Source organism: Streptomyces sp. NPDC127097 (assembly GCF_042724075.1).
Taxonomy (GTDB): domain Bacteria; phylum Actinomycetota; class Actinomycetes; order Streptomycetales; family Streptomycetaceae; genus Streptomyces.
The window spans coordinates 34,844-47,276 of record NZ_JBHXFI010000017.1 but is presented as its reverse complement, the minus strand read 5'-3'; the positions used below and the strand labels follow the sequence as shown (position 1 = coordinate 47,276).

Genomic DNA, 12,433 nt, shown 5'->3' with positions numbered 1-12,433 from the left:
CAATCAGATCCCAACGGTGGAGCTTTGCGTCCATGCCTGCACCTCGGACATCAGGCTGTCCCAGACGCCGGTGACGAGGAGGAGGCCGAGCGCGATCATCATGCCGCCGCCGAGCCGCATCACCCACACGTAGTGCCGCTTGACCCAGCCGAAGGCGCCGAGCACCCGGCGGAAGGCCAGCGCGACCGCGATGAACGGCAGGCCCAGGCCCAGGCAGTACGCGACGGTGAGCAGGGCGCCGCGGACGGCGCTGGCATCGTAGAACGTGAGCGTGCTGACGGCGGCGAAGGTGGGGCTCAGGCAGGGCGTCCAGCCGACGCCGAAGAGCACCCCGAGCACCGGCGCGCCGGCCAGGCCCATGGCGGGCTTCTTGTGGAAGCGGAATTCGCGCTGCCCGAAGTTCTTGAGGACGCCGGCGAAGGCCAGGCCGAGCAGGATCATCAGCACGCCGAGGACGCGCGAGATGACCTCCCGGTACTCCTGGAGGTCCCGGCCGACGAAGCCGAAGAGCGCGCCGCCGGAGACGAAGACGGCGGTGAAGCCGAGGACGAAGAGGCCGGCGCCGGCCAGCATCCGGCCGCGTCTGGCCTCGCCGAGGTCGGTGCCGGTGACGCCGGTGACGTACGACATATAGCCGGGCACCAGTGGCAGCACGCAGGGCGAGAAGAACGAGACGAGCCCGGCGAGCAGCGCGATGGGGGCGGCGGCGAGCAGGGTGCCGTTGAGGACGGTCTGGTTCTGCGCGGCGGCGGCGAGCACGGTCACGTGATCACTTCTCGGCGATCAGCGGGTCGACCATCTTGCGCAGATCGTCCTCCGCGAGCGGGCCGATCGAGCGCGCGGCGATCTTGCCGTCCCGGTCGATGGCGATCGTGGAGGGGATGGACTGCGGGTTGAGGCTGCCCTTGGGGAAGCGCAGCATCAGCCGGCCGGTCGGGTCGAACAGGCTCGGGTAGGGCACCTTGTGCTCTTCCTCGAAGCTGGTGGCCTGCGACTTCTCGGAGTCGCGGGTGTTGATCCCGAGGAACTGGACGCCCTTGTCCTTGGTCTCGTTCGCGACCTTGGCGAAGTTCGGCGCCTCGGCGATGCAGGGGCCGCACCATGATCCCCAGACATTGAGGATGACGATCTTGCCCTTGTAGTCGGCGACGTCCAGCTTCTTGCCGGTGGTGGACTCACCGGAGAGCTCGGGCGCCGGCTGCCGCTGGTCCTTCTTGACGGTGTCGACGCCGTTCTTGCCCTGGACGAAGCGGGTCTGGGCGGAGCCGCCGGAGGCGCCGTCGCCGCAGGCGCTCAGCGTCAGCGCGGCGACCGCCGTCCCCGCGGCGAGCAGGGCGACGCGACGGCGGCTCGTGAGGCGGCGTGGGGCGCGGCAGGCACTCATGTGAAAAGTTTCGCATGGGCCCATTCCGGATCTTCCACGCCCCCCTCACCGGCCGCGTCCCGCCACGAAGGGGCTTGTCAGGCCGCTGTCAGGTACGTCTTCCAGCCACCGGCGGGCCGCTGTCCGACGGGGATCCGCTGGAGCTTGCGCAGCACCTCCGGGTCCTGGGCATCGATCCAGTCGGTGAACTGCCGGAACGACACCAGATGGACATCCCGGTTCTGCTCATTGGCGATGTGCTTGATCGCTTCCTCGACGGCGTCCATATAGATGCCGCCGTTCCACTGCTCGAAGTGATTTCCGACGAAGAAGGGCGCACGGTTGGTCTCGTACGCCCGGCGGAAACCGGAGATATAGGCGTCGGTGGCCTGCTGCCGCCAGCCCGGATAGTTGACCGGCGGGGCCTTGGTGGAGTTCCTCGACTGATTGGCGAGCATGTTGTAGTCCATCGAGAGGACCTCGAAAGAGTGGCCCGGGAAGGGGATCTGCTGGAGCGGGAAGTTCCAGAGCCCCATTTTCTTCTTCGGCCACATCTGCACTCCTCCGGGTGAACTGGCGTCATAGCGCCAGCCGAGTTCCCGGGCGGTGGGCAGCAGGTTTTTCTGGCCGAGGAGGCAGGGCGTACGGCTGCCGACCAATTCCTGCCGGTAATCGAAGGGCAAGGGCTCCAGATCGGTGAAGCCGGTGTGGGTGCGCCACTTGGTGACGAAGTCCATCGCCTGCTCGATCTCGGACTGCCACTCCTGCGGGCTCCAGTGCCTGACGGCGCCCCTGCCGGAGCAGAAGTGCCCGTTGAAGTGGGTGCCGATCTCGTGGCCGTCCAGCCATGCCTCGCGCACGTACTTGAGGGTCTCCTTGATGTGGACGTCGCTGAGGTAGCCGATGTCGGAGGCGCCCTGCGGGTTCTTCGGCGGCTCGTAGAGGTGTCTTTGGGATTCGGGGAGGAGGTAGACCCCGGAGAGGAAGAAGGTCATGGCCGCGCCGTGGTCCCGGGCGAGCCGGAGAAAGCGGGGGAAGAGGCCGTTTCCGACCTCTCCGGCACCGTCCCAGGAGAAGACCACGAATTGCGGCGGGGTCTGACCGGGCTCCAGCCGTTCGGGGGATTTCGGCTGATGGGGCTGGGCTCCGGAATGCGCTGTCGATCCGTCACCGATGAGCTTGGGGCGGGCCTGGACGTTCTTCACGCGCTGCTTGTTGGCCCCCGCGTCCGGGGTCGGCGAGGAGCAGCCGGCGACGACCGGGGCCGCCGCCGCCCCAACTCCCATACTCAGCAGGTTTCGCCGACTGATCGCGCGCATACCCTCGTCCCCTCGTGCTCGCCGAACTCGATATCCATATAAACGGACAACCGAGTGGAGGGCATGTTGAGCGTCGGGGAATCCGGGGCTATTCGCTCAGGTATTTCATTTTGTGGGCTTTTGACGTTGCGCCAAGTGATGCGTCGTCAGGCCCCGAATGCCTTGGTCTTTCCCTTGGCGGGTTTGGCGCCCGCCAGAAGATGGGAGGGAACCAGGTCGCGCGCCGGTTCGCTGTACCCCACCGAAACGATCTTGTCGCCGTGGAAGGTGAACGACGTCAGCGAGGCCAGCGTGCACTGCCGCTTCCGCGGGTCGTGCCACAGCCGCCGCCGCTCCGCGAAGCTGCGCACGATCCAGATCGGCAGCTGATGGCTGACCGCCACCGCCTCGTGGCCCCGCGCCGCGTCGCGCGCCGCGCCCAGCGCCGCCATCATCCGTACGACCTGCTCGATGTACGGCTCGCCCCAGGACGGCCGGAACGGGTTCGTCAGGTACTTCCAGTTCCCCGGCTTCTTCAGCGCACCGTCGCCGACCCCGAAGGTCTTCCCCTCGAAGACATTGGCCGCCTCGATCAGCCGCTCGTCGGTGGCCAGATCCAGACCCCGCGCACCGGCGATCGGCGCCGCGGTCTCCTGCGCACGCTCCAGCGGCGAGGCGACGACATGGGTGATGTCCCGCCCCGCGAGATGCTCCGCCACCCGGTCAGCCATCTTCCGCCCCAGGTCGGAGAGGTGATAGCCGGGGCGGCGCCCGTACAGCACGCCGTCGGGGTTGTGCACCTCGCCGTGCCGCATCAGATGCACGACGGTGATCTCTTCGCTGCTCATGTCACCCATTCATTCAGTGGTCTCAAGCGGTGCCGGCCCGTGCGCCCGCAGCCGTCTCAGGCCGTCGCCCCGGCCGCGGCGCGCGCGGCGGCCGGCAGGGCGGCGGCGATCCGCTCGACGGCCGCCGTGTCGTGCGCGGTCGAGACGAACCACGACTCGAAGGCGGACGGCGGGAGGTAGACGCCCTGCTCCAGCATCGAGTGGAAGAAGGCGGTGAAGCGGAACGTCTCCTGCGCCTTGGCCCCGTCGTAGTCGGTGACCTCGGCGTCCGTGAAGAAGACCGTGAACATGTTCCCCGCGGTCTGGACCCGGTGCGCCACGCCCTCCTTCGCCAGCGCCGCGGTGACCAGGCCCCGCACCTCCGCCGAGACCGCGTCGACCTTCTCGTACGCGGCGTCGTCCAGCAGCCGCAGCTGCGCGACACCGGCGGCGGTGGCGATCGGGTTCCCGGACAGGGTGCCCGCCTGGTAGACCGGACCGGCCGGGGCGAGATGCGCCATGACGTCCGCACGGCCGCCGAAGGCCGCCGCGGGGAAGCCGCCGCCCATGACCTTCCCGAAGGTCATCAGATCCGGACGTACGCCATCGATCCCGTACCAACCGGACTTGCTGACGCGGAAGCCGGTCATCACCTCGTCGGAGATGTAGAGCGCGCCGTCGGCGGCGCACAGATCCTTCAGCCCCTGGTTGAAGCCCGGCAGCGGCGGCACCACGCCCATGTTGCCCGGCGACGCCTCCGTGATCACACAGGCGATCTCCCCCGGGTGCGCGGCGAACGCGGCCCGCACGGCCTCCAGATCGTTGTACGGCAGCACGATCGTGTCGCCGGCCTGCGCGCCCGTGACCCCCGGCGTGTCGGGCAGCCCGAGGGTCGCCACGCCCGACCCGGCCGCGGCCAGCAGCGCGTCCACGTGGCCGTGGTAGCAGCCCGCGAACTTGATCACCTTGGGGCGGCCGGTGAACCCGCGGGCCAGCCGGATCGCCGACATCGTCGCCTCGGTACCACTGGAGACCAGCCGCACCTGCTCGACCGGCTCGATCCGGGCCACGATCTCCTCGGCCAGCTCGACCTCGCCCGCGCCGGGCGTACCGAAGGACGTACCGCGGGCGACGGCCTCCTGGACGGCGGCGATCACCTCGGGGTGCGCGTGGCCGAGAATCATCGGTCCCCACGAGCACACGAGGTCGACATACTCCCGGCCGTCGGCGTCGGTGAGGTACGGACCGGTACCGGACACCATGAAACGGGGCGTACCGCCCACGGCGCGGAACGCCCGCACCGGAGAGTTGACGCCGCCCGGCGTCACGGCGGACGCCCGGTCGAACAGCGACTGCGAAACAGGGGCTTCATACGGAAAAGACACAGCGATCCTGACCTGCATAAACGGAGGGAGGGCGGCGGCTCGTGGGCACGGCCCGGCTGACATCGGTGCGGGAATCCCCTCGCGGTACGCCTTCACGCGCCGCTCGGTTCAATCTCGATCCTTTTTTGATTCCTCTCGCTTTCGACCGGGCGTCAGCCCCCACTCGTCTGCGAAACTGTGGGGACGTACGAGTAAGTCACGCAAGCAATGGTCTCAGAGGCGCACGGGGGCGTGCGGCCGGGCGTTTCACACGCCGGTGACGGGGGAGGTCTCTGAGACGATGATCGGGTTGCGCGGCTGGGGCTGCGAGTGGTCGGGTGGAGATATGCATCGCGGTGGCGAACTGGGCGAGGGAACCAATGACCGGGGTCCCGACCGCGCCCAGCGCGGCCGTCACCGGCGCGAGGAAACCACGGGCGACAGGACCACGCGCGAGGAATCCACGGGCAACAGGACCACGGGCGGGGAAATCAGAGGCGGCCGCATGGGGGTGACGTACAGGTACTTCGGTGCGCCCAACGGCGCCACCGCGGCCCGGGTCCCGGTCTCCATGCGCCCCGAGGAGCTCGGCGGTGACGAGCTCGGCATGGGCGGCATGTTCAGCAAGATCAAGCCGGAGACGATGGCCGCCATGGTCCTCACCGGTATAGAGGGCATACCGCTCCATAAGGTTCCACCGCTCGAACTCGTCGTCCTGCACCCCGACTACGCCGTCGTCAAGCTGCCGATGACCGTGGTCGACCCGCTGCGCGGGGTCGGCGAGGAGTCGGTCGGCGCGGCCGCCTTCATCTGGTCCACCGTCCCCGACCGGGGCGGCCCGCGGGACGCCTTCACCGTCTACCAGCTCCTGCACGAGTGGCAGGACTTCAGCCACCGGCTGCACGAGGCGGGGCACCAGGCGTACTGCCTGGTCTGGCCGTAACGGTTCAGCGCGGGCGGCGCCGGGCCCCGGCGGTCACCACGTCGGGCGGGCCGAGACGCCGCCGTCCACGACCAGGTCGTGACCGGTGATCCAGGACGCCATCGGCGAGGCCAGGAAGACACAGGCGTCGCCCACGTCCTGCGGGGTGCCCAACCGCCCGGCGGGGGCCGCCGCTTGCCAGCGGCGCACCCCCTCCGGCCAGTCCTCGGCCAGGCCGGGCCGGCCGATCAGGCCCGGCGAGACGCTGTTGACGCGGATGCCGTGCGGCCCGTATTCGAGCGCCGCCGCGCGGGCGTGCATCACCACCGCCGCCTTCGACGCGCAGTAGTGGGCATGCCGCGGCGCCGGGCGGTCCGCCTCGATCGAGGCGATATGGGTCACCGAGCCGCCGCCGGCCGCGCGCATCACGGCCGCCGCGGCCTGGGTGCAGGCGAAGACGCTGTGCACATTCGGGTCGGTCACCGCCCGCCAGTCGGCGAGCGACATCGCCGCCAGCTCCTGGGTCGGCTGCACCCCCGCGTTGTTCACCAGCGCGGTGAGCCGGCCGCGCCAGCCGGCCGCCTCCGTCACCAGTCGCTGGCACTCCTCCTCGACGGCCAGATCGGCGCGCAGCGCCAGCGCGCTCCCGCCGTCCGCCGCGATCTCCGCGACCAGCTCCTGTGCCGCCTCGGCGCCCGTACGGTAGTGCGCCACGACGGCGGCGCCGGCGGCGGCGAACCGCAGCGCGATCCCGCGGCCGAGGACGCCGGCGGCGCCGGTGACGAGGGTGACCTGGCCCCGGAGGTCGGGGAGACCGGGGTGGGTGGCGTCGGGCGGGGTGGCGGTCATGGCCGGCTCAGCGCGGTGATCCGCGCCGCCTCCCCGGGGAAGCGCGCGGCCAGTGCGGCGGCGTCCCCGTGCTCGTAGTCCTCGAAGGTGAAACCGGGCGCCATCGTGCAGCCGAAGAGCGTCCAGGAGCCGCCGTCGGCGACCTCGGCGGCCATCCACGTACCGGCGGGCACCGTGAACTGGACGTGCTGCCCGCCCAGCACGTCCGGCCCGAGGGTGACCGTACGGGCGGTGCCCCCGCCGGGGCCCTCCTGGAGGAGGAACAGCGTGAGCGGGTCGCCCCGGTAGAAGTGCCAGATCTCGTCGGACGGCAGCCGGTGCAGGGCGGAGAAGTCGCCCGGCTCGGCGGTCAGCAGCATCACGATCGCGGTCCCCTCGGGCCGTCCGTCGGGGCGCTCGGGGCCCGCCCACATGCGCCGGTAGCGCCCGCCCTCCCGGGGCAGCGGCGCCAGCCCGTAGAAGTCGATCAGCGCCTGGGGAAGGGGAGCGCGGGAGGTGCGGTGCTCATCCATCTGCGGGCTGCCTCCGCCTCGTCCGCGACTGCCGGTTGCCGGTTGCCGGTTGCCGGTTGCCGGTTGCCGGTTGCCGGTTGCTCCACCCTAGGCACGAAGTCCGCCGGGCGCAGGCGCAATCGGGCCATGTCCGGCGGCCCGGCCGACGCCCCGTCAGCCGGCCGTCCAGTGGGGGTCGCGGCCCGTTTCCGCCAGCAGCACGTCCAGGTCGGAGGCGCCGGGAGGTACGGGGACCGGTGCGGCGAAGACGTTCATCGTGCGGGCCGTCGGGGCCATCCGGGCGGCCAGCGCCCGCAGCTCGGTCACACAGCCCGCGGCCGGCGCGTACGGCCGGCCGGTCGCCCGTGCCAGGTCCCAGGCGTGCACGGTCAGATCCAGCAGCACCATGGCGCCGACGGTCCGGGCGGGCAGCTGCATCCCGCCGGTCAGCCCCTCCTCCGCGCCCGGCGCCGCCCACGCCTCGACCAGCCGCACCGTCTCGTCCGCGAACCGGTCGGGCCACCGCGCCCCGTACTCGCCGAGCCGGTCAGGGGTGCGGCTGAAGTCCACGTCCTTCTTGGCGGCCAGTGTCTGAAAGGCGACGACCACCTGGAAGAGGTGGTTGAGCAGCGCGCGGACGTCGTACTCGGAGCACGGGGTCGGCCACCCCATCTGGTCGTCGCGCACCGCGCGGAGCACCGGGAGCGCCGCCCCGGCCGCGGCGTCGAGGAGGGCGCTGATGGGTGGGGGCGGGTCGGCCGGGTGGGGTGTCTGGGGTGCGTCGGACGGGTGCGGCGCCTGGGGCGGGTCGGCCGGGTGCGACGCCTGGGGCGGGTCAGCTGGGTGCGGCGCCTGGGGTGGGCGGGGTGCTTGGGGTGGCTCGTCGGCCGTTCGGTCCGTGTGGGCTGCCGTGCCGTCGGGCGTTTGATCCGGAATGTCGCGTGTGTCGTTCATGCCGAGGACGCTACGGGCCGCCGCCGACGACGGATTGAAAAAACGCGACAGGCCGGCTCACGATCGCCGCCGTCCGTCCTAGGATCCGTGGCATGGCCGCTCCACGGCGCGACACCCGGGGCATCGTGGACGCCCCCGGGCTCTTCACGCGGGTGCGCTTCCGCCGCCGCACCCCCGCCGAACCGCTGCGCCCGTATGTCGAGCACTACTGGCTGATCGACTGGGATCTGTCCGAGCCGTACGCCACGCATGTCGTGCCGCACCCCTGCGTGAACCTGGTCTTCCAGCGGTACGCCGACCGCCCCGGGTTCGGCGAGGTCGCGGGCGTCGGCCTGGAGCTGTTCGCGCAGAAGCTGGCCGGGCGGGGGCGAGTGTGCGGGGTGCAGTTCCGGCCCGGCGGGTTCCGGCCGTTCACCCCGGAGCGGCCGGCCACGGACTGGACGGACCGCCGGCTGCCGCTGGCCGCCGCCTTCGGACCCACCGATGCCGCTGCCGCCGTACTGGAGCCGGCCGACGAGGACGCCCGGGTCGCCGCGCTCGACGCCTTTCTGACCCCGCTGCTGCGGGCCGGGCCGCGGGTTCTCGCCCAGGCCGAGCTCGCCATGGGGCTGGCCGACCGGATCCGCACGGACCGGACGATCCGCCGGGTCGCGGACTTCGCGCGGGCCGAGGGCCTGTCCGTACGGGCTCTCCAGCGGCTGTTCGCCGGGTATGTCGGCGTCAGCCCCAAGTGGGTGCTGCTGCGCTACCGGGTGCACGAGGCCCTGGAGCGCGCCGCCTCCGAGGCGGAGGTGGACTGGGCCGCGCTCGCCCCCGAACTGGGTTACAGCGACCAGGCGCATCTGATCCGCGATGTCACCGCCACCGTGGGGGTTCCGCCGACGGTGTATGTGGGGTGAGGGAGCGCCGGGGATGACGGCGGGGGATGGGCGGCGGGGGTGCTTCCGGGTTCGTTTCTTCTTCGGGTGGGGGGGCTTGCCCGGGTCCCTTCTACGGGCGGGGTGATTGCCCGACTCGCTTCTACGGGCGGGGTGCTTGCCCGGCCCCCTTCGGGCGGGGGGCGTTTCCCCGCCTCCCTCCTGCGGGCGCGGGCGCTCCCCTACCCCCTCCTTCTTCGGGCGCGGGCGCCTCCCGCCCCGCCCCTCCCCCTCCCCCCTTCGGGGGAGGGGGAGGGGCGGGGGGGGTGGGGGGTGGGGGGAAGTGGGGGGGCGGCGGTACTCAGGGTTGTTCGGCCGTCAGATAGCGCTGGATGGTGGGGGCCAGCCAGGCGATGAGTTCGTCGCGGCTGAGGCCGACGGCCGGCGGAAGGTGCAGCACGTAGCGGCACAGCGCCATGCCGAGTATCTGGGAGGCGATCAGCGCGGCGCGGGTCGGCGCCTCGTCGGGCACCGGGCAGACCGCGGCGAGGACCGGCTTGATCTGCTCGGCGAACACGCCTCGCATCCGCTCCGCGCCCGCCTCGTTGGTGACGCCGACCCGCATCATCGCCGTCAGCGTCTCGTCGCACTCCCAGCGCTCCACGAAATGGCGCACGAGCCGGGCGCCGGCCTCGTCGCGCGGGTAGGGCGTGAGGTCCGGGGCGTGCACCTCGATCTCGGAGGCGGCCGCGAAGAGGCCGGCCTTGTTGCCGTAGTAGCGCATCACCATCGACGGGTCGATCGCCGCGTCCCTGGCGATGGCGCGGATGGTGGCGCGCTCGTAGCCGTCCGCGGCGAAGCGGTCCCTGGCGGCGGCGAGGATCGCGGCCCGGGTGGCGTCGGAGCGGCGGGGGCGGGCGGCGTCGGCCGCTTCGTCCGGCGTGCGGCCGTCGGCGGCGGGGGCGGTGTCCGCGGGGGTGTCGGGCAGCGCGACGGGCGCCGTGGTGGGGGCGGCGCCCGGCACGGCGTCCATGGAGGGGGCGTGTTCGGCCATGCCAACAACAGTAGGCCAACGCCTGTTGACACGCCAGGCCCGGGAGCCCTACGCTTGCCAACAAGCGTTGACCAACATGCGTTGGCAGAGCCACGGGAGGCGGAAGCCATGCACGCCATGAACCGCAGGACCGACCGGAGCGACGGCGCGGGGGCCGACCCCCGCGAGGCGCGCGACACGGACGTCATCGTCGTGGGCGCCGGGCCGACCGGCCTGCTGCTCGCCGGAGACCTCGCCGAGGCGGGGCTGGGAGTCACGCTCCTGGAGCGCCGCCCCGCCGAGATCAGCAACCTCACCCGCGCCCTCGTCGTGCACGCCCGCACCCTGGAGCAGCTCGACGCCCGCGGCCTCGCCGATGAGCTGGTCGCCGGCGGCCATCCGCTCAGCGGCCTCCGCCTCTTCGGCCGGGCCACCATCGACCCGACCCAGCTCCGCTCCCGCTTCCCCTTCGTGCTGGTCACGCCCCAGTTCGAGGTCGAGCGGGTCCTGGAGCGCCGGGCCCGCCGGGCCGGTGTCAGCTTCCGCCACGACTCCGAGGTGCTCGGCCTCGACCAGGACGCCGAGGGCGTGACGGTGCGCTTCCGGACCGCCGAGGGGCTCGGCTCCGTCCGCGCCGCCTATGTGGTCGGCACCGACGGCGTCCGCAGCACCATCCGGGAGGCCGTCGGCCTGCCCTTCCCCGGCAAGTCGGTGGTCCGCTCGCTGGTGCTCGCCGATGTCCGGCTGGCCCAGGAGCCCGACTCACCCCTCACCTTCAACGCCACCGGCGAGGCGTTCGCGCTGATCGCCTCGTTCGGCGGCGGGTGGTACCGCGTCATCGGCTGGAACCGCCACCACCAGGCCGCCGACGACGCGCCCGCCGACCTCGACGAGATCCGCGAACTGACCCGGCTCGCCCTCGGCAGTGACTACGGGATGCATGACGCCCGCTGGGTCTCCCGCTTCCACAGCGACGAGCGCCAGGTCCCCTCCTACCGCGTCGGCCGGGTCTTCCTCGCCGGCGACGCCGCGCATGTGCACTCCCCCGCCGGCGCCCTGGGCATGAACACCGGCCTCCAGGACGCCGCCAACCTCAGCTGGAAGCTGGCCGCCGTGCTGCGGGGCCGGGCCCCCGACGGCCTGCTGGACAGCTATCAGACCGAGCGCCACCCGGTCGGCAAGCAGGCGCTGCGCAGCAGTGGCGCCCTCATCCGGATCGCCCTGATGCCCACCGGCCCCGGGCGCGCCGTCCGTGCCCTCGCCGCCCAGCTCGTCAACCGTGTGCGGCCGCTGGCCCGCCGGGCGGTGCACACCCTCTCCGGCCTCGGTATCGCCTATCCGGCCGGGCCCGGCGCCCACCCCCTCACCGGCCGCCGTGCCCCCGACCTCCGGCTGGCGGGCGGCAGCCGCCTCTATGAGCTCCTCCGCCAGGGCCGGTTCGTCCTCATCACCCCCGCCGGTGAGCCCGGCGTCCCCCAGGCCCCGGCGAGCGGCGGAGACTCCTCTCGCCCCGCCGATGACCGTGCCGATGACCGTGTGGTGACCGCCTCCTGGCGGAGCGCCCGCCGCACGGCGCTGCTCGTACGCCCCGACGGCTATATCGCCTGGGCCACCGACGCCACCGCCCCCGCGGCGCGCGCCGCGGCGCTACGGGGCGCCGTCGCCCACTGGACCGGCACCGAGGACGGCGCCTCCATAGCCACCGCCCTCACCCCTCCAGCACATGCCGCAGATACGCCCGCGGGTCGTTGAGATAGCGCCGCCAGTGGTCGACCAGCCCCAGCTCCGCCCACTCCACACGCCGCATCCCGTGCTCGCCGACCTCGACGATCTCGGCGCCGGGCAGCGCGGTCAGCAGCGGGGAGTGGGTGGCGCAGATGATCTGCGCACCACCGCTCCCCAACTCGTCCATCAGCCCCACCAGTTCAAGACAGGAGGAGAAGGACAGGGCCGCCTCCGGCTCGTCCATCACATAGAGGCCGCGCTGCGCGAACCGTTCCCGGAAGGCCATCAGAAAGCCCTCCCCATGGCTCATGTCGTCCGGGGACCGCGACAGCTTCTGCGCGCTCCGCTCCCGGTTCAGCGCCTCCATCGCGGTCTCGGCCCGGAGGAAGAACCCCCGCCGGCGGACCCGCGGCCCGCGCACCATCTTCCGCCCCTCGCGCGTCGGATCGAACCGCATCATCCCGCCGAGCAGCGACGCGTCCCGTGAGCTGGCGTATTTGTATCCGGCCGAACCCCCATAGGAATCCAGCCCGAAACCCTCCGCCAGCGCCTCGGCCAGGGTCGACTTGCCCGAACCGTTCTCCCCCACCAGAAAGGTGACCGGGGCGCGGAAGGCCAGCCCCTCCTCGGCCAGCTGGCGCACACACGGCACCGTCCACGGCCAGCCGTCCTCCGCCGCCCCCTTCCCGTCCGGCACGTCCACGTAAGCCCGTTCGATCAGCATGCCTCCGAAGCTGCCACACGCCACTG

13 protein-coding genes are annotated in these 12,433 nt (G+C 72.1%); 3 read left to right on the top strand and 10 right to left on the bottom strand.

The annotated features are described in order from the left end of the window. Positions 1-3: 3 nt before the first annotated feature. The 5 genes from ACFWJW_RS15680 to hemL form a co-directional block, all read right to left on the bottom strand. Positions 4-765, bottom strand: coding sequence for a cytochrome c biogenesis CcdA family protein (locus tag ACFWJW_RS15680; protein ID WP_387240417.1), 762 nt, complete (start codon positions 763-765; stop codon positions 4-6). A 4-nt stretch (positions 766-769) separates the two neighbouring features. After that, a complete protein-coding gene (locus ACFWJW_RS15675; protein WP_387240414.1) occupies positions 770-1,384 on the bottom strand; it encodes a TlpA family protein disulfide reductase in 615 nt (204 codons plus the stop codon). A 77-nt stretch (positions 1,385-1,461) separates the two neighbouring features. Continuing rightward, a complete protein-coding gene (locus ACFWJW_RS15670) occupies positions 1,462-2,682 on the bottom strand; it encodes a hypothetical protein (protein WP_387240411.1) in 1,221 nt (406 codons plus the stop codon). Between the two features lie 146 nt (positions 2,683-2,828). Beyond that, the gene (locus ACFWJW_RS15665) at positions 2,829-3,509 is read right to left on the bottom strand and encodes a histidine phosphatase family protein (protein ID WP_387240408.1); all 681 of its coding nucleotides are present in this window, start codon (positions 3,507-3,509) and stop codon (positions 2,829-2,831) included. A 56-nt stretch (positions 3,510-3,565) separates the two neighbouring features. Next, positions 3,566-4,873, bottom strand: a complete 1,308-nt coding sequence (gene hemL / locus ACFWJW_RS15660) for a glutamate-1-semialdehyde 2,1-aminomutase (protein ID WP_387240405.1) — start codon at positions 4,871-4,873, stop codon at positions 3,566-3,568. Positions 4,874-5,198: 325 nt separating this feature from the next. Between hemL and ACFWJW_RS15655 the strand changes: the two genes are divergently transcribed. Then, the gene (locus ACFWJW_RS15655) at positions 5,199-5,795 is read left to right on the top strand and encodes a hypothetical protein (protein ID WP_387240631.1); all 597 of its coding nucleotides are present in this window, start codon (positions 5,199-5,201) and stop codon (positions 5,793-5,795) included. Positions 5,796-5,828: 33 nt separating this feature from the next. Here ACFWJW_RS15655 and ACFWJW_RS15650 read toward each other — a convergent pair whose 3' ends face one another. From ACFWJW_RS15650 to ACFWJW_RS15640, 3 genes are all read right to left on the bottom strand, one after another. After that, positions 5,829-6,623 carry an SDR family NAD(P)-dependent oxidoreductase gene (locus ACFWJW_RS15650; protein ID WP_387240402.1) on the bottom strand — a complete coding sequence of 265 codons (795 nt, stop codon included), beginning with the start codon at positions 6,621-6,623 and terminating at the stop codon, positions 5,829-5,831. Further along, on the bottom strand, positions 6,620-7,135 hold the full coding sequence (locus tag ACFWJW_RS15645) for a cupin domain-containing protein (protein ID WP_387240399.1): 516 nt from the start codon (positions 7,133-7,135) through the stop codon (positions 6,620-6,622). The genes ACFWJW_RS15650 and ACFWJW_RS15645 overlap by 4 nt, the downstream gene beginning before the upstream one ends. A 153-nt stretch (positions 7,136-7,288) precedes the next feature. Next, complete coding sequence (locus ACFWJW_RS15640; RefSeq protein WP_387240396.1) at positions 7,289-8,068, bottom strand: TIGR03086 family metal-binding protein; 780 nt, start codon at positions 8,066-8,068, stop codon at positions 7,289-7,291. 92 nt (positions 8,069-8,160) lie between these two features. Here ACFWJW_RS15640 and ACFWJW_RS15635 point away from each other — a divergent pair, with 92 nt between their 5' ends. Continuing rightward, entirely contained in the window at positions 8,161-8,967 is an 807-nt protein-coding gene (locus tag ACFWJW_RS15635; protein WP_387240393.1) for a DUF6597 domain-containing transcriptional factor, read from the top strand. A gap of 319 nt (positions 8,968-9,286) precedes the next feature. Here ACFWJW_RS15635 and ACFWJW_RS15630 read toward each other — a convergent pair whose 3' ends face one another. Further along, on the bottom strand, positions 9,287-9,979 hold the full coding sequence (locus ACFWJW_RS15630; RefSeq protein WP_387240390.1) for a TetR family transcriptional regulator: 693 nt from the start codon (positions 9,977-9,979) through the stop codon (positions 9,287-9,289). A gap of 108 nt (positions 9,980-10,087) precedes the next feature. Here ACFWJW_RS15630 and ACFWJW_RS15625 point away from each other — a divergent pair, with 108 nt between their 5' ends. Beyond that, positions 10,088-11,710 carry an FAD-dependent monooxygenase gene (locus tag ACFWJW_RS15625; protein ID WP_387240387.1) on the top strand — a complete coding sequence of 541 codons (1,623 nt, stop codon included), beginning with the start codon at positions 10,088-10,090 and terminating at the stop codon, positions 11,708-11,710. On the opposite strand, the gene ACFWJW_RS15620 is transcribed toward ACFWJW_RS15625, so the two are convergent. Beyond that, a complete protein-coding gene (locus ACFWJW_RS15620; RefSeq protein WP_387240384.1) occupies positions 11,667-12,407 on the bottom strand; it encodes an AAA family ATPase in 741 nt (246 codons plus the stop codon). The genes ACFWJW_RS15625 and ACFWJW_RS15620 overlap by 44 nt on opposite strands. Positions 12,408-12,433: the final 26 nt, after the last annotated feature.